Source organism: Streptomyces sp. NPDC005070 (assembly GCF_053600395.1).
Genome location: NZ_JBSFZS010000010.1, coordinates 17,900 through 34,170 on the forward strand (window position 1 = coordinate 17,900; position 16,271 = coordinate 34,170).

The window sequence follows — 16,271 nt, forward strand, 5'->3', positions numbered from 1 at the left end:
CCTGCGGGCGGCTCCGCGAGGACATTCCGGGGACGACGGGACGGGCGGCTCGGGACGCACTGAGGAAGGCGCCGCTCACCGGGCGGGCGCTACGTGGTGGGGCAGTACTGCGGGGCCTTGGTCAGGTTGTCCTTGGTGACCAAGAGAAGAGGAATGTTGGCAATCTTGTCAACCTTTTCTTTGCCCAGCAGACCGATGGCGCTCTTCACCGCCGTCTGGCCGATGACCATGGCCGAGTTGGCCACGGTGGCGGAGAACCGGCCGTCCTTCACCGCGGCCAGCCCCTCGTCGGTGCCGTTGACGGTCACGATCTTGACGTCCTTCGCGCCGGCGGCGTCGAACGCCTTGCGGACGGCGAAGCCCATCTCCTCGTTGGCGACGAAGGCGTAGTCCAGGTCCGGGTGCGCCTGGATCATGTTCTCGGCGACCTCCTGGGCCTTGACCGGGTTGAACATGCCGGGCTGGTTCGCGACGACTTTCGCGGTGGCGGGCAGTTCGTTGGTGAACCCGCCCACGAGCAGGTCGGAGGCGGCACCGGGTGCGCCGGCGACCACACCGACCTTCACGTTCTTCCCGTCGGCGTCCTTGCCGACCCAGTCGGCGTCCAGAGCGCCGACCTTCTGGAGGTCGACGACGGCCGCGCCGAGGATGTCGTTCGCTCCGTTGGGGGCGACCGAGGTCAGGTAGATCGGAATGCCGGAGGCCTTGGCCTTGGCTATGTCGCCGTCGAGCGAGTCGACGTTGACGGTCTGCACGATCAGGGCGTCGACATCGCGGGAGATCATGTCCTCGATGTTGGACAGTTCGGTCCCGGCGTTCTGGTGGGAATTGGCCGTGTAGACCTTGGCCCCTTCCGACTTCGCCGTCTGCTCGACGGCCTTCTGCAGACACGTGTGGAACGCGGTGTCGGCACCGTTGACGAATCCGAGGGTGACCGAACCGGAACTCGCCCCGGCCGAACCGGTGTTGTCGTCCTCGGCACAGCCGCTCAGCACCAGGGTGGTACCGGCGGCCGCGGCGATCAGGGCGCGGCGGGAGCGGACGGAAAGTCTCATGGTCGTACGCCTTTCGTGACGGGAAGAGGGCAGGGGGGATCGCCTTCGGAAAGCGGGAGAAGGAAATCGCCTGCGTCATGCGGGAGTTGGTGAGGCGGGCGGGGCGGCGTCAGTTCCGTGCGGAACGGGCCTTGTGGAATTCGTTGGCGACGGCCGCGACGAGCAGGACCCCGCCCACGGAGACCGGCTGGTAGTTGCTGGAGACCTGAAGGAGGTTCAGCGCGTTGGCCACGACGCCGAGGAGCACGACGCCGAGCGCGGTACCGATCACGGTGCCGTGGCCGCCGGCCAGTGAGGTACCGCCGATGACCACCGCGGCCACGGCGGTGAGCTGAAGGGAGAGTCCACCCGTGCCGGGACTGCTGGAGCCGAGCCGGGACAGCAGCATCAGACCGGCCAGACCGGACAGGGCGCCGGTGAGGGCGTACAGCGTGAGCTTGCGCGCGGTGACGTTGATGCCGCTGAGCCTGGCCACGTGCTCGTTGCCGCCGATGGCGTAGGCGTCGCGGCCGAACACGGTGAAACGCATGACCAGGGCCGTCGCGACCAGGACCAGGACGGCGAGGACGAGCAGGTAGGGGATGCCGAGGATCTTGTCGTTGCCCAGCGAGAACATCCGGGTGCCGATGGAGACGCTGACGCTGTCGAGGACGAGCAGTGCGACACCGTCGAGCAGGGTGGCCGTGGCCAGGGTGACGACGAAGGGGGCGACGTTGGTGAACGTCACGACGAGCCCGTTCACCAGGCCGATCACCGTGGCGAGAGCGATCGTGGCGACCACGGTGAAGACGGTGGAATGGCCGTGCGACAGCAACTGCGCGCCGAGCGCGGTCGTGACGGAGACATTGCTGCCCATGGAGAAGTCCATGCCGCCCGCGGTCATGAGCAGCGTCAGGCCGGCGGCGATCACGGCGGTGACGCTCACCTGCCGCAGGATGTTGATCACGTTCGTGTCGGTGGCGAACGCATCGGTCCGCAGCACGGTGGCCACCACCACGACGACCAGGACGGCGGTCAGGCCGGTGTGCGGGGCGCGGCGCAGAGCACCGAGCCGGTTCCCCGGCCGCCTCCGGCCGTGCGGGTCCGCGATCCCCGGGGCATCGGGAAGTGTCTTGACGCTCACTGGGGCTGACCTCCGAGTGCGGTGGCGACGAGTTCGTCGCGGGTGATGGCGGTGATGTCGTGCTCGGCGACCGGGCGGCCCGCGCTGACGACGATCACGCGGTCGGCGAGCCGCATGACCTCCTCGGCGGACGAGGAGGCGAGCAGCACGGCGGCGCCGCGCGAGGCGAGGTCGTCGATCAGGGTGTGGATGTCGGCCATGGCGGCGATGTCCACGCCGTTCGTGGGGTCTTCGAGGAAGCAGGCGACCGGCTCGGTCTGCAGCCACTTGGCGAGCAGCACTTTCTGCTGGTTGCCGCCGGACAGCGCGCTCACGGGCGGGTTGCCGGTGAGCGAGACGACTCCGTAGCTGCGCCGCAACGGCCGCGCGCGACGGGCGAGTTCGCCTCGGCGGTGCAGTCGTCTGCGGGCGAAGCGGTCGCCGGCGAGCATCAGGTTCTCGTCCAGGGACATCCCCGGGACCAGTCCGAGGGCCCGTCGGTCGCCCGTGACGCAGCGCAGTCCGCCGGCGAGCGAGGCCCGCACCCGGCCGAACGGCACCGGGGCGCCGTCGACGAGGAGTTCGCCGGAGTCCGGGCGGCGGCGGCCGGAGAGCAGGTCGAAGAGACGGGACTGCGCGTCGCCGGCCGGTCCGAGGACCGCGACGATCTCGCCCCTGCGCACCTCGACATCGAGGCCCCGGACGGCCCTGCCGTCGCTGAGCGCGCGGACCGCGAGGCCGATCTCGTCCTTGGGGGCGGGGCGTTCGGAGCGCCGCGAGACGACGTCCCGGCCGACCATGGCGCGCACCAGCGTGTCCGGGTCGAGCTCGGCGGCCGGCGCGCTGCGCACCACGGCTCCGTCGCGGAGCACGGTGAGGCGGTCCGCGACGGCCATCACCTCGTCGATGTAGTGCGAGATGTAGACGACGGCGACACCGTCGTCGCGCAGGGCCCGCACCAACTCCCTTATCTGCTGGGCCGCTTCCGCGCTCAGACAGGCGGTCGGCTCGTCGAGGACGAGGATCCGGCCGCCGCGGCGTACCTCGCGGGCCACCTCGACCATGGTCTGCTCGGCGACGCTCAGCGAACCCGCGGTCCGCTCCACGTCGATGTCGATGCCGAGCCCCGAAAGGGCCCGCGCGGCCTCGGACTTGAGCGTCCCCCAGTGCACCGCGCCGCGCTGGGTGGGCAGGTCGCCGAGCATGACGTTCTCCGCGACGCTCAGGCCCATCGCCAGTTCGCGGCGCTGGGGGACCGAGGCGATGCCGAGCCGTCGGGCCCTGCGGACGGTCAGTGCGTGCTGGGTGTGTCCGTCGACCTCGACGGTGCCGGAGTCTGCCTGGTGCACCCCGGAGAGGATCTGCACCAGCGTCGACTTCCCGGCGCCGTTCATGCCCATCAGCGCGTGGACCTCGCCGGGGTACAGGTCGAGGTCGACGTCCGTGAGCGCGGCGGCGCCGCCGAAACTCTTGGTGACACCGCGGACGCGGAGCACGGGTCCGCGGGCGGTCCCGGCGCCGCCGGCCGTCGTCGTCGGGGTCCTTGGGGTCACGGCGGCGCCTCCTTGCGCGTCCCGGTCCGTGAGGGTGGTCACGGCCGCGGTCCCTCGTCGTGGCCGGGACGCCCGTAGCCGCGGATGTCGGGGAACGGGGGCTCGCGGTCGGCCTGGAGGTCCACCTGGAAGGTGTTCAGGCACATCCCGAGCATGGTGAAGTTCCCGAGCGCGCCGATCGTGTCCACCAGGCCCTTGGGGCCGAAGTGGCCGAGCGCCCGGGCGAAGGTCTCGTCGCGGACGAAGTGGTCTTCGAGGACCTCCCGGCAGAACTGGTAGAAGGTCTGGTCGGCCTCGTCGTCGAAGACAGCTTCGCGCTTCTCGGCGACGGCCTTGACGGCGGCCTCGGGGACACCCGCCTCGATCGCCCGGTCCACGTGCGCGTTCCAGGAGTACTGCGCGTCCCAGTTCCGGGCGGCCATCAGCAGGGTGAGTTCGCGCAGGTGCTCGGGCAGACTGCAGTCGAACCGGGCGAAGGCGCCGAGGGATTCGGCGCGCTCGCACATCTCCGGGCTGTGCAGCCAGACCCGGAAGGGACCGCGGACGGCGCCGCGCCGGCCGGCGATGCGGGCGGCCAGTTCCCGCTGGCGCGGTTCCATGTCCTCATCGGTCAGAACGGGGAGCCTCATGTGGCTGCTACCTGCCTTTTCTTTCCGGCGTGTTTCCGGCACGTACGGGGATGCCGTGCGATGCCAGCCGACGGTACAGCCGGGTGCGGGAAGCTCACCCTTCCCGGAATGCAAGGTAAAACTGCACGCCGGACGGCACCCGTTCGCGGGGACGCGCCCTAACGTCGGTCGACGCATCACCGTCGACGGGAGAGGAAATCCGGATGACCACGATCATCGAAGCCGCGTCCGTGCCCCTGCTGGACCGGGGCGGCGCCGTCGTGACGACGCCGCTCATCACCACCCGCTCGGCGGGCGGGGAGAACCGCATCACCAGTGGCATGAGCGTCTACCCGGTCGGCTCCGGAGCGCCTTTGCACTCCCACAACTGCGACGAGCACGTGACGATCCTGGAGGGGGAGGCGGAGGTGGTCGTCGACGGCGAGGTGACGAAGCTGAGGCGGTTCGACACCACGTACGTCCCCTCCCCCGTCCCCCATCTCTTCAGGAACATCGGCGAGGGCCCGCTGCGCATCCTGTGGGTCTACTCCTCGGGCCATGTGACGCGCACCTTCACCGCGACCGGGAAGACGGTCGAACACCTCTCGGACGAGGACCAGATGGGCTGACGCGAGGACGGCCCCGCCCTTCTCGGGGCGGGGCCGTCTTCAAGGGCCGTCCTCAGCGGGCGTCCTCAGGAGCGGGACCGCTCGGGGTCACCGGGCGGGCGCTCCTTGGGCGGGGGCCGGGGCGAGGCCGGCGGGACGCGTGGTGAACACGCCCCGGCCCTGGGTCCGGCTGCGCAACCGGGTCGCGTAGCCGAAGAGTTCGGCCAGCGGCACGGTGGCGGTGATCACCGCCGTGCTCCCGCGGGTGAGCGAGCCCGAGACCCTGCCGCGCCGGGCCGCGAGGTCGCCGAGCACTCCGCCCACGGCTTCCCCGGGCACGGTGACGGTGACCTCGGCCACCGGCTCCAGCAGGACCATCGCACTGGCGCGCAGCGCCTCACGCAGCCCGAACCGGCCGGCCGCGCGGAACGCCATCTCCGAGGAGTCCTTCGCGTGGGTCGCCCCGTCGGTCAGGGTGACCCGCAGTCCGGTCACCGGGTGACCGCCGAGGGGACCCTCGGCGAGCGCGTCCCGGCAGCCCGCCTCCACGGCTCGGACGTACTCCTGCGGCACCCGGCCGCCGACGACCGTCGAGCGGAAGACGAAGCCCGTCACCGTCTCCCCGGCACCGCCGGGGTCCGTCCCCAGCGGCTCCACGTCGAGGACGACATGGGCGAACTGCCCGGCGCCGCCGTCCTGTTTGACATGCCGGTACACCAGACCCGACACCCCGCGGGCCACCGTCTCGCGGTAGGCCACCCTCGGCCGCCCGACGGCGACGTCGAGCCCGTGGGCGCGCCTGATCTTCTCCACCGCCACCTCCAGATGCAGTTCTCCCATGCCCGACAGCACCGTCTGCCCGGTCTCGGGGTCGGTGCGGACGACCAGCGAGGGGTCCTCCTCGGCCAGCCGCGCCAGAGCCGACACCAGCCGGTCGGTCTCGGTGCTCCTGCGTGCCTCGACCGCCACGGACACCACCGGATCGGCAACGACCGGCGGTTCGAGGAGCAGCGGTGCCCCGGGGGCGCACAGGGTCGCCCCGGCCCGGGCGGACTTCGGCCCGATCACGGCGACGATGTCACCGGCCACCGCGCGCTCCAGCTCCGCGTGGCGGTCGGCCCGTACGCGCAGGATGCGGGCGATCCGCTCGGTGCGTCCCGTGCCGGCGTCCAGCACCGTCTGTCCCTTCTCCACCGTGCCCGAGTAGACACGCAGGTACGTCATCCGTCCGGTCGCGGTGGCGTTCACCTTGAACACCAGGCCCGCGAACGGTGCCGCCGGGTCCGCCGCCCGTTCCCGCTCCGCGCCGTCGTGCGTGCCGCGGACGGCGGGCACGTCGAGCGGCGAGGGCAGGTAGGCCACCATGGCGTCCAGCAGCGGTTCGACACCGCGGTTGCGGTAGGCCGAGCCGCACAGCACCACGACGCCCTCACCGCTGTGGGTCAGGTCGCGCAGCGCGGACGACAGGGTCCGCGCCGAGAGGGTGGAGCGGGCGCAGAACTCCTCCAGGGCCGCCGGATGGAGTTCCGCCACCGCCTCCTCCAGGAGCCGGCGCCGGCGCCGGGCTTCCTCCAGCAGGTCCTGCGGCACCGGGATCTCCTCGGCGGACTCGGCACCGTCGGCCCATACGAGGGCACGCATGCGCAGCAGATCGACCACCCCGATGAACGCGTCCTCCGTTCCGATCGGCAACTGGACGACCAGCGGCGCCGGATGGAGCCGTTCGCGGATCGAGTCGACTGCGGTGTCCAGGTCGGCGCCCGCGCGGTCCAGCTTGTTCACGAAGGCGATCCGCGGGACGCCGTGCCGGTCGGCCCGCCGCCACACCGACTCGCTCTGCGGCTCGACGCCCGCCACGGCGTCGAACACCGCGACGGCACCGTCGAGGACGCGGAGCGAGCGCTCCACCTCGTCGGAGAAGTCGACGTGGCCCGGGGTGTCGAGCAGGTTGATCCGGTGGCCGTCCCAGGCGCAGGTGACGGCCGCGGCGAAGATGGTGATGCCGCGGTCGCGCTCCTGCGGGTCGAAGTCGGTGACGGTGGTGCCGTCGTGGACCTCGCCCCGTTTGTGGATGGTGCCGGTGAGATAGAGGATCCGTTCGGTCACGGTGGTCTTCCCGGCGTCGACGTGGGCGAGGATGCCCAGGTTGCGGACGACGGCGAGGGGGCCGGTGACGGGGTCGGTGAGGTGACGGTGCAGGTCGGTACGCACGGCCGAGGGCCTTTCGGACGATCCGGAAACGGGTCGGCGCGAATTCCCGGACGACACGCCTGGGATCAGGCGGTGGCGGACTTCCGGCGGGCACGGCGCACGGCGACCGGGCATGCGGTCGCCGCCGTACGGGCGGAGGTCAGTGAGTCGTCGCGGGCGTCCGGTTCCGGCCGCGCAGCCGGTACCGGGCCCACGAGGACACGAGGATCACCTCGTACTGTGACGGGGGGACGACGACAGCGGTGCGGTAACGCACGGCCCGGCTCCCCTCGTTCGTCACGGCGCACACGGCACCTCGAGCGGTGGTGTGCGATTCCCTGGCGAGTGTAGGGAACGGGGCCGGGGCTCGGCACCGGGTTTTCCGTGACCGATCCGGCGGGCCGGGGCTCGGCGCCCGTTTCCCGAGCCCCGGCCCGACGGGCCGGGGCTCGGCACCGGGCCGTGCTGTGCCCCGGGCGGTCGCGGCTCCACCTCTGGCCGGATCCGCCGTTCGCGATACCTTTCGCCCTGTCAGAGCCCCAGCGGGCATCAGCGGTTGTGCGAGGTCAGGATGGTCATGAGCGAGGAAACGATCGTCGAAGCAGCGCCCGGAGTCCATCTGGTGCACGGCAGCAACACGAACTGGGTGGTGCTGTCCGAGGGCGACTCCGTCACCCTGATCGACACCGGCTATCCCGGGGACCGCGAGAAGCTCCTGGCGTCGCTGAAGACCCTCGGCCACGCGCCCGAGGCGGTGACTGCCGTGCTCATCACCCACGCCCACAGCGACCACCTCGGCTCCGCCGAGTTCCTGAACCGCACCTACGGCACTCCGGTCCAGCTCCACGAGACCGAGGTGCCGCACGCGCGCCGCGAGTTCCTCCACCAGGTGAGCGTCGGACAGGTGTTGCGGCAGGTGTGGCGCCCCGGCGTGCTGCCCTGGATGGTGCACGCCCTGCGCTCCGGCGGCACGGCGGACGTGGCCATGACGAAGCCCGAGGCCTTCCCGCACACGGGCCCGCTCGACCTGCCCGGGCGGCCCGTCCCGGTGCACACGCCGGGCCACACCCCCGGCCACTGCGTCTACCACCTGCCCGAAGCCGGCGTGCTGATCTCCGGAGACGCCCTGGTGAGCGGTCACCCCACGTCGCGGATACGGGGTCCCCAGCTTCTGCCCAGGATGTTCGACACCGAGCGCGCGGGAGCGCTCGCCTCGCTCGAACGGATCGAGGCCCTCGCCGCCGACGTGCTGCTCCCCGGACACGGGCCCGTGCACCGCGCCTCGGTGGGCCAGGCGGCTCAGCGCGCCCGGGAGCTGGCCGGCTGACCCGGCCCGGCGGCGCGGGCCCGACCGGCCGACCAGCCCGGCGGCCACGGGTTCCGCCGCCACTTGACGCAGGGGGCGGGAAGGTGCAAAGTTGTACATATACGTCGTAAACGTACGTCGTTTTCTCTTCTTTGTTTCACCCGACCGCCGCCCGCGCGCACACGAAGGAGCCGGGCACATGAGCGCCCCCTCGACCATTCTCGTCACGGGCGGCGCAGGATTCATCGGTAGTCACGCCTGCGTCGAACTGCTCGACCACGGTTACGAGTTGATCGTGGTCGACGACTATTCCAACAGCAGTCCACAGGTCTTCGCCCGCGTGGAACGCATCGCGGGCCGCTTCCTCGGCACCGTCTACGAGCTGGACATCCGTGACCGGCGCGCCCTGTCGGCCGTCTTCGACCGTCACTCCGTGGACGCCGTCGTGCACTTCGCCGCACACAAGGCCGTCGGCACGTCGACGCGGATGCCGATCGAGTACTACGACATCAACGTCGGCGGAACGACCGCGCTGCTGAACACCATGCACGAGCACGGCGTGCGCCAGCTCGTCTTCTCCTCGTCCTGCTCCGTGTACGGCGACGCCGGCCACGGACCGCTCGACGAGTCGGCCCCGGCCCGGCCGACGAATCCGTACGCCGCCTCCAAGGCCATCTGCGAGCAGATCCTCGCCGACGTCTGCCGCCGCCACCCGGAGTACACCGTGCTGTGTCTGCGGTACTTCAACCCGGCGGGCGCCCACCCCAGCGGACTCCTCGGCGAGGACCCCGGCGACTCACCGGAGAACCTTCTGCCGAACCTGGCCCAGGTGGCCGTCGGGCGACAGGAACGCCTCCGCGTCTTCGGCGACGACTACCCGACGCCGGACGGGACGGCGGTCCGCGACTATCTGCACGTCATGGACACCGTCGAGGCCCATCGCGTCGCCCTCGACCACCTCGCCGACGAGCGGGGCATGCACACCTACAACCTCGGCATAGGCAGGGGCAGTTCGGTCCTCGACGTGATCGCCGCCTTCTCCGCGGAGTGCGGCAGGCCGCTGCCGTACGAGATGGCCGGGCGCCGTCCGGGCGATGTCGCCGAACTCGTGGCGGACGCCTCGGCCGTGGGGCGCGCCTGGGGCTGGCACCCCTCGCGGGACCTCTCCGACATGTGCCGGGACGCGTGGCGGTTCCAGGAGCTCAACCCGCACGGCTACGCCGGGTCCGCGCGGCGCTCCTCCGGCAAGGACTGACACCCGAACGCCCCCGCGGACACCCGCCCCTCTGACGGCGACGGCCTGGTCACTCCGACAGCAGGAACGCCGTCTCCACCAGGGCGATATGGCTGAACGCCTGCGGAGCGTTGCCCAGTTGGCGGCCGGCGCCGGGGTCCCACTGCTCCGAGAGCAGACCGAGGTCGTTGCGGATGTCCAGCACGCGTTCGAACACCTCCGTGGCCTCCTCCCGGTGTCCGGTCGCGGCGAGCGCGTCGGCGTACCAGAGGGAACACGCGACGAACGCGCCCTCGCTGCCGGGCATCCCGTCCACCCCGTGCACGCCCCGCCCGTTCGGCGCGTACCGGCGCACGAAACCGCCGTCGGCCAGCTCCCGCATCGCCCGCACGGTGCCGCGCACCCTCTCGTCCCCGGCCGGCAGGAAGCCCAGCCGGGGGATCAGCAGCGCCGAGGCGTCCAGTGCCCGCGAACCGTAGGACTGGACGAAGGACCCCCGTCCCGCGTCCCATCCCTCCCGGCACACCTCCCGGTGCATCTCGTCCCGCAGGGCACGCCAGACGTCCGAGGACCCGTTCCTGCCGAGCAGCTCTCCCATCCGCAGCGCGCGGTCCGCCGCCACCCAGGCCATCACCTTGGAGTGGACGAACTGCCGTGCCGGACCGCGCACTTGCCACAGTCCCTGGTCCGGCTCGCGCCAGTGCAGGCGGAGCTGGCCCATCATGGCCTCCACCAGGCTCCACACCTGCCGGGGCATGGGGATGCCCGCCCGCAGCGACAGCAGAAGCGCGTCGAGCACATCGCCGTACACGTCGAGCTGGAACTGGCTCATGGCCGAGTTCCCGAAGCGGACCGGCCGCGAGCCCTCGTAGCCCGGCAGCCACGGCGCCTCCGTCTCCCGGAGCAGCCGCTGTCCGCCGACGCCGTACACGGTCTGGAGCTGGGCGGGGTCCCCCGCGACGGCCCGCAGCAGCCAGCCCAGCCAGGCCGTGGCCTCGTCGCGGTAGCCGCCGCGCAGCAGGCAGGACAGTGTCAGCGCGGAATCACGCAGCCAGCAGAAGCGGTGGTCCCAGTTGCGCTCGCCGCCGATGCAGCCGGGCAGCGAGGTGGTCGGGGCCGCGACGATGCCCCCGGTGGGCGCGTAGGTGAGCGCCTTGAGTGTGATCAGGGACCGCACGACGGCGTCGCGCCAGGGCCCTTGGTAGTGGCACTGGGCGGTCCAGCGCCGCCAGAAGTCGGCGGTCTCCTTGAGCACCGTCTCCGCCGGGACGGACAGCGGAGCGGGCGGTTCCGGCACGTACGAGGGTGCCCACACGAACGTCAGGGTCGTCCTGCGCCCGGCCATGATCGTGAAGTCGTGGACGGTGGAGGTCTCGCCGCCGGGTCGCGCCTCCAGTCCCTCGGTGTTCAGCCACACGGCGTCGGGCCCGGCGACCGCGACCGTGCAGGCCTCCCCGGCCTGGATCCACGGCACCACCCTGCCCTGGTGGAAGCGCAGCCGCAGTTCGCTGCGCATGGTCACGGAGCCCGAGAGGCCTTCCACCATGCGTACGATGCACGGAAGCTGACTGCGCGGCGGCATGAAGTCGATGACGCGGACGGCGCCCGTGGGCGTCTCCCAGCGGGACTCCAGGACGAGGGTCTCAGGCCGGTAGGCGCGGCCCGTGCAGGAAGCGCGCACCGCTCGGGAGACCGGCGCGACGCGCCAGAAGCCGTTGTCCTCCGTGCCCAGCATCGCGGCCAGACAGGCCGGGGAGTCGAACCGGGGCAGACACAGCCAGTCGATGGAACCGTCTCTGCCGACCATGGCAGCGGTTTCCAGATCGCTGATGAGGGCGTAGTCCTCGATGGGTACGTTCATGATCGAAGCCGCGCTGCCGTGTGCATTGCCGCTTCTGCAGGATACGTCCGTGACACGGGAGTTCGCCTCCTGGCCCCGTCACGAGGGCCGTCCCGCGGCGAACGGCTCGGACGGCCGCAGGGGTCCCCGGGACTCCGCCGCGAACCAGTCGACGGTGTGCCGCAGACCGTCCTCCAGGGACACCCGCGGGTACCACCCGAGCGCCTCCCGCGCGCGGGAGATCACGGGACGCCGGCGGAACGGGTCGTCGACAGGCAGGGGCAGGAAGCGCAGCCCGCTGCGCGATCCGGTGATCGTCACGACGAGCTCCGCGAGCTCCCGCACGGCCCGCTCGTTGGGGTTCCCGATGTTGAACGGGCCCGCCCGGTGCGAATCGATCATGGCCAGCAGACCCCGGACGAGGTCGTCGACGTAGCAGAAGCTGCGTGTCTGGCTGCCGTCCCCGAAGAGAGTCAGGGGCTCGCCGGAGAGGGCCTGCCGGATGAAACTGGAGACCACCCGGCCGTCGTAGGAACGCATGCGGGGGCCGTAGGTGTTGAAGATGCGGACGATGCCGACGTCGACCGCCCGGGTCCGCCGGTACGCCATGGAGAGAGCCTCGGCGTAGCGCTTGGCCTCGTCGTAGACACTGCGGGGTCCGATGGGGTTGACGTGTCCCCAGTAGGACTCGTCCTGCGGATGCACCTTGGGATCGCCGTAGACCTCGCTGGTGGACGCCAGGACGAACCGGGCCGCGTGCCGGTCGGCGAGCCGCAGCATGTGCTCCGTCCCCCTGCTGCCCGCCGCCAGCGTCTCCAGCGGGAAGCGCTGGTAGTCGACGGGCGACGCGGGGCTCGCGAGGTGCACCACGGCGTCCACGTCCCCGGCGACGCTGAACGGCTCGGTGACGTCCCACGCCTCGAAGGTGAACCGGGGATCGTGCCGGAGCGGAGCGATGTTGGCGGGTCTGCCCGAGGAGAGGTTGTCCAGACAGCGGACGCTGTCACCTCGGTTCAGCAGGGCCTCGCACAGGTGCGATCCCAGGAAGCCGCTTCCGCCGGACACGACGACACGCATGGTCTCTCCTCCCGCCGGTCAGATGGGTCCCGGACGGCCGAGCGCGTGCAGCGCCCATCCCGCCGAGCTCCACCGCTCCGGGTCCAGGGTGTTCCGGGCGTCCACCAGGACCGGGGAGCGCACCACCGTCGCGAGCGCGGCGGGGTCCAGGTCCCGGTACTGGGGCCACTCGGTGAGGTGCAGGACGACATCCGCCCGTTCGCAGGCCTTGGTCACGTCCAGGGCGAACTGGAGCGCGGGGTACGCCACTCGGGCGTTGTCGATCGCCTCGAAGTCGTGCACGCGGACCTGTGCTCCGCGGCGTCGTATCTCGTCGGCGACCACGAGCGCGGGCGAGTCCCGGACGTCGTCGCTGCCGGGCTTGAAGGCGGCACCGAGCACCGCGACACTCCGGCCGGCGAAGGAACCTCCCAGGAGGCGCCCCGCGAGGTCGACGGTGCGCAGGCGCTGCCGTGTGTTGATCTCGTCGATCTGGCGCAGGAAGCGGACGGAGCCGCCGAGTCCGAGTTCCTCGCCGCGGGTGGCGAAGGCCCGGATGTCCTTGGGCAGGCAGCTCCCGCCGAATCCGAGTCCGGGGGCGAGGAACCGGGGTCCTATGCGGGAGTCCCGGCCCATCGCCTCGGCCAGGGTGAGCACGTCGGCCCCGGTGGCCTCGCAGATCTCGGCCATGGCGTTGATGAAGGAGATCTTCGTGGCGAGGAAGGAGTTGGAGGCGACCTTCACCAGTTCGGCGGTGGCCGGGTCGGTGGCGATGAACGGGGCGCCCGCCTCCAGGAGCGGCGCGTAGACCTCTCTGAGCCGAGCCTCGGCCCAGTCGGCGCCCTTCCTGGTGCCGACCACGATGCGTTCGGGCCGCAGGGTGTCCTGGACGGCGCGGCCCTCCCGCAGGAATTCCGGGTTCCAGGCCACGTCGGCCTGCGGAGCGGCGGCACGCAGCCGTCCGGCGAGGCGGGCCGCGGTGCCGACCGGGACGGTGGACTTGCCGACCACCAGGACCCGTTCGTGACCGCGGTCGCGAAGCCCGGACGCCAGCCCGTCCACGGCCGCTTCCACATAGCGCAGGTCCGCCGCGCCCGTCTCGGGATGCTGGGGTGTGCCGACGCAGACGAAGTGCGTGTCGGCGAAGCGGGCGGCCTCGGCCGGTGAGGTGGTGAAGCTCAGCCGGCCCGTGTCCACAGCCTTCATGAGCGTCTCGGACAGGCCGGGCTCGAAGAACGGGGGCGTGCCCGCGGTCAGGGCGGCGATCCTGTCCTCGTCGACGTCGACGCCGAGCACCTCGTGCCCGATGTCGGCCATGCAGGCGGCGTGCACCGCGCCGACGTATCCGGTGCCGATGACTGTCAGACGCATGTCGTTCTCCGTGGTCGGCGTGTGGTCGGCTCGTGGCCGCCAGGCGGGTGGGTGTCTCCGGGGTCGAAGGAATCAGGGGCGGGCGGCGCCTTCCGGGACGCGCCCACCGGCGGGCCCGCCCGGCAGTCCGCCGTCGCGGACGTCGACGGCCTCGCACGGGGTCCCGGAAGCGAAGGGGACCTCGGGAGCGAAGGGGGCCTCGGGTGCCGGGCGCGCCTCGGGCGCGAAGGGGGCGCGGACCCGGCGGCCGCCCTGACGGCCCATCACCGCGGCCTCGCGCGGATGGCCGAGAATCCAGCCCACCGCGCGTGCGGCGGCTCCCGGATCGGCCGGTGCCACCAGCAGTCCCGTGGCTCCGTGCTCCACCAGGTCGGGCACCCCGTTCACGGCGGCCGCGACGACGGGCCGGGCGGCGGCCAGTGCGCTGGTGAGCGCCCGGCCCGGGCCTTCGTACAGGGAGGTGGTCACGAACACGTCCAGTCCGGCCACGAGCCGGTCGGCGTCCGGACACGGTCCGGTGAGCGTCACCTCGACGCCGAGGTCCGCGGCGAGCCGTCGCACCTCTCCCGCCAGCGGGCCGTCCCCGATCATGACGAACGCGGTGTCCGGGTGTTCCGCCCGGATCGCGGCCGCCATGCGGACGAAGGCGAGGGGGTTGTTCCGGGTGTCGACGCCGCCGGCGGTGCCGACGAGTGCCGCCTTCGGGGGGACGCCGAGCCGCTCGCGGGCGGCCGGGTCGAACGTCTCGGGGATGTCGCCCAGCCGTACGGCGGGGGGCAGGACCTCTCCGCGGTCCCTCGGGGCCACGGGCGCCTCGGCCGACGCACGCGTCACGCGCGGGGCGATGGCGGGGAACCGGTGGGCCAGTCGCCGCGTCACGCGCTCCAGGCCGCGGTGCACCGGGTGCCCGGAGCGGGCCGTGTACGGGTGGAAGCTCCGCCCGTAGAGGGTGTGCACCACGACGGGGGCGTGGCACAGCCGTGCGGCGACCCGGCCGAGGGACCCGCCCTTCACGGAATGGGTGTGCACGACGGTGAACCGCTCACGGCGGATGAGCCGCACGAGCCGTCCCAGGACGAGCACGTCGGCGGGGCCCAGGGCGTGCCGGAAGCCCGGTGTCTCCAGGGTGCGCACGCCCGCGGCCCGCGCCGGTTCCCACAGGTCACCGCCCGGCACTCCGGCGACCCACACCTCGTAGCGGTCGGGGTCCGTGCTCTCGGCCGCCAGCAGGGTGCCGTCGCCGGCGCCTGCCCAGAAGCGGGTGATGACGTGCAGGACCTTGATCCGCGGCAGGACCGGTGCCGGGGGCAGTGCCTCGACGGGCGCGACCGGCGGGAGCGGCGCGGTCCTGTTGCCGGCGGTGCCATCCGGCCTCCCCGCTCGGGGGGCGCGAGTCCCGTACAGCATCAACGATCACCACCGATGGACACCTGTCCAAATACGTAAATTTACGATGTATACGTACATCATCACCCCGTCACTCGTTCCGGTCAATCCAGAACATTCGCACCCCATACGCCGTATACATACACCTAGGCCCCATAGGCGAATAGAGTCGGCAACAGCGGGATCTCGGGTGGGGCGTACGGAGGCGGACATGGCCAGGGAACGGGCGCGGGACAAGAGCGGTGAGGCCGTCAAACCGGCGCGGCGCGCCAGCGACCGGGGCCACTACGGCCGGCTGAGCCGGAAACTCGTGCTCGGGGCCGCCCTGGACCTGGTCGACGAGGAAGGCCTCTCGGCCCTGAGCATGCGCCGGCTCGGCGCCCGGCTCGGCGTCGAGGCCATGGCCCTGTACCGCTACGCGGAGGGCAAGGACGCCCTGCTGGACGGACTGGTCGAGGCCCTCCACGTCGAACTGGACGAGCGCCTGTCCGCCGGATCCGCCCCGGAGGGCTCCGCCGCGCCCGACCCGGCCGCGTGGCGCGACGAACTCCACCGGATCGCGCGGGCGATGTACGAGGTCTGTCTCTCCCACCCTCAGGCCATGCCGCTGCTCACCACCCGCATGCTCGCCGTTCCGCTGGCCCGCAGGCCGCTCGCCGTGCTCAAGGAGCACGAACGGGTGCTCGCGCTGCTCGAGGACGCGGGGCTCGGCAGTGCCCGCTCCGCGGCCGTCTTCCGCGCCTTCACCGGCTGGGTCCTCGGCTATGTGTCCGTGGAACTGCGCGCGATGGTGGACAACCCGGACGAGGAGGACCCCGCCTTCCGGCTGGGCCTGCACCGGATGCCGCCCCAGGAACTTCCCCGGCTCCGCGCGATCACCGCGACCCTCGCCGAGCGGGGCGGCCCGGACGGACTGGACGCCGGCCTGGACGCCCTGCTGGACCGCTTCGCACAGGACTGAA

13 protein-coding genes are annotated in these 16,271 nt (G+C 71.9%); 4 read left to right on the top strand and 9 right to left on the bottom strand.

All coding sequences use genetic code 11. The features are described 5' to 3' along the window. Positions 1 to 89: 89 nt before the first annotated feature. From ACWEBX_RS05685 to ACWEBX_RS05700, 4 genes are all read right to left on the bottom strand, one after another. Positions 90 to 1,055 carry a sugar ABC transporter substrate-binding protein gene (locus ACWEBX_RS05685; RefSeq protein WP_451883636.1) on the bottom strand — a complete coding sequence of 322 codons (966 nt, stop codon included), beginning with the start codon at positions 1,053 to 1,055 and terminating at the stop codon, positions 90 to 92. Positions 1,056 to 1,164: 109 nt separating this feature from the next. Next, positions 1,165 to 2,178 carry an ABC transporter permease gene (locus tag ACWEBX_RS05690; protein ID WP_451883637.1) on the bottom strand — a complete coding sequence of 338 codons (1,014 nt, stop codon included), beginning with the start codon at positions 2,176 to 2,178 and terminating at the stop codon, positions 1,165 to 1,167. Continuing rightward, positions 2,175 to 3,710 carry a sugar ABC transporter ATP-binding protein gene (locus tag ACWEBX_RS05695; RefSeq protein WP_451883638.1) on the bottom strand — a complete coding sequence of 512 codons (1,536 nt, stop codon included), beginning with the start codon at positions 3,708 to 3,710 and terminating at the stop codon, positions 2,175 to 2,177. The genes ACWEBX_RS05690 and ACWEBX_RS05695 overlap by 4 nt, the downstream gene beginning before the upstream one ends. A gap of 38 nt (positions 3,711 to 3,748) precedes the next feature. After that, entirely contained in the window at positions 3,749 to 4,309 is a 561-nt protein-coding gene (locus ACWEBX_RS05700; RefSeq protein WP_451883690.1) for a carboxymuconolactone decarboxylase family protein, read from the bottom strand. A gap of 233 nt (positions 4,310 to 4,542) precedes the next feature. Here ACWEBX_RS05700 and ACWEBX_RS05705 point away from each other — a divergent pair, with 233 nt between their 5' ends. Further along, positions 4,543 to 4,947: a cupin domain-containing protein gene (locus ACWEBX_RS05705; RefSeq protein WP_451883639.1), complete on the top strand. Its 405-nt coding sequence runs from the start codon at positions 4,543 to 4,545 to the stop codon at positions 4,945 to 4,947. An 87-nt stretch (positions 4,948 to 5,034) separates the two neighbouring features. On the opposite strand, the gene fusA is transcribed toward ACWEBX_RS05705, so the two are convergent. Continuing rightward, positions 5,035 to 7,137: an elongation factor G gene (gene fusA / locus ACWEBX_RS05710; RefSeq protein WP_451883640.1), complete on the bottom strand. Its 2,103-nt coding sequence runs from the start codon at positions 7,135 to 7,137 to the stop codon at positions 5,035 to 5,037. 556 nt (positions 7,138 to 7,693) lie between these two features. Here fusA and ACWEBX_RS05715 point away from each other — a divergent pair. After that, a complete protein-coding gene (locus ACWEBX_RS05715; protein WP_451883641.1) occupies positions 7,694 to 8,443 on the top strand; it encodes an MBL fold metallo-hydrolase in 750 nt (249 codons plus the stop codon). A gap of 178 nt (positions 8,444 to 8,621) precedes the next feature. Next, positions 8,622 to 9,677 carry a UDP-glucose 4-epimerase GalE gene (gene galE / locus ACWEBX_RS05720; RefSeq protein WP_451883642.1) on the top strand — a complete coding sequence of 352 codons (1,056 nt, stop codon included), beginning with the start codon at positions 8,622 to 8,624 and terminating at the stop codon, positions 9,675 to 9,677. Between the two features lie 49 nt (positions 9,678 to 9,726). On the opposite strand, the gene ACWEBX_RS05725 is transcribed toward galE, so the two are convergent. From ACWEBX_RS05725 to ACWEBX_RS05740, 4 genes are all read right to left on the bottom strand, one after another. After that, entirely contained in the window at positions 9,727 to 11,517 is a 1,791-nt protein-coding gene (locus ACWEBX_RS05725) for a glycoside hydrolase family 15 protein (RefSeq protein WP_451883643.1), read from the bottom strand. A gap of 78 nt (positions 11,518 to 11,595) precedes the next feature. Then, positions 11,596 to 12,573 carry a UDP-glucuronic acid decarboxylase family protein gene (locus tag ACWEBX_RS05730; RefSeq protein ID WP_451883644.1) on the bottom strand — a complete coding sequence of 326 codons (978 nt, stop codon included), beginning with the start codon at positions 12,571 to 12,573 and terminating at the stop codon, positions 11,596 to 11,598. A gap of 18 nt (positions 12,574 to 12,591) precedes the next feature. Continuing rightward, on the bottom strand, positions 12,592 to 13,923 hold the full coding sequence (locus ACWEBX_RS05735; RefSeq protein ID WP_451883645.1) for a UDP-glucose dehydrogenase family protein: 1,332 nt from the start codon (positions 13,921 to 13,923) through the stop codon (positions 12,592 to 12,594). Positions 13,924 to 13,995: 72 nt separating this feature from the next. Continuing rightward, positions 13,996 to 15,330 carry a glycosyltransferase gene (locus ACWEBX_RS05740; RefSeq protein ID WP_451883646.1) on the bottom strand — a complete coding sequence of 445 codons (1,335 nt, stop codon included), beginning with the start codon at positions 15,328 to 15,330 and terminating at the stop codon, positions 13,996 to 13,998. 190 nt (positions 15,331 to 15,520) lie between these two features. Between ACWEBX_RS05740 and ACWEBX_RS05745 the strand changes: the two genes are divergently transcribed. Further along, on the top strand, positions 15,521 to 16,270 hold the full coding sequence (locus tag ACWEBX_RS05745; RefSeq protein ID WP_451883647.1) for a TetR/AcrR family transcriptional regulator: 750 nt from the start codon (positions 15,521 to 15,523) through the stop codon (positions 16,268 to 16,270). Position 16,271 lies beyond the last annotated feature (1 nt).

Bases quoted from the DNA above. Each gene is read 5' to 3' on its own strand.
- ACWEBX_RS05685 (WP_451883636.1), bottom strand. From the start codon at position 1,055: ATGAGACTTTCCGTCCGCTCCCGCCGCGCCCTGATCGCCGCGGCCGCC.
- ACWEBX_RS05725 (WP_451883643.1), bottom strand. From the start codon at position 11,517: ATGAACGTACCCATCGAGGACTACGCCCTCATCAGCGATCTGGAAACC.
- ACWEBX_RS05705 (WP_451883639.1), top strand. From the start codon at position 4,543: ATGACCACGATCATCGAAGCCGCGTCCGTGCCCCTGCTGGACCGGGGC.
- galE (WP_451883642.1), top strand. From the start codon at position 8,622: ATGAGCGCCCCCTCGACCATTCTCGTCACGGGCGGCGCAGGATTCATC.
- ACWEBX_RS05700 (WP_451883690.1), bottom strand. From the start codon at position 4,309: ATGGAACCGCGCCAGCGGGAACTGGCCGCCCGCATCGCCGGCCGGCGC.
- ACWEBX_RS05745 (WP_451883647.1), top strand. From the start codon at position 15,521: ATGGCCAGGGAACGGGCGCGGGACAAGAGCGGTGAGGCCGTCAAACCG.
- ACWEBX_RS05740 (WP_451883646.1), bottom strand. From the start codon at position 15,330: ATGCTGTACGGGACTCGCGCCCCCCGAGCGGGGAGGCCGGATGGCACC.
- ACWEBX_RS05730 (WP_451883644.1), bottom strand. From the start codon at position 12,573: ATGCGTGTCGTCGTGTCCGGCGGAAGCGGCTTCCTGGGATCGCACCTG.
- ACWEBX_RS05715 (WP_451883641.1), top strand. From the start codon at position 7,694: ATGAGCGAGGAAACGATCGTCGAAGCAGCGCCCGGAGTCCATCTGGTG.
- ACWEBX_RS05735 (WP_451883645.1), bottom strand. From the start codon at position 13,923: ATGCGTCTGACAGTCATCGGCACCGGATACGTCGGCGCGGTGCACGCC.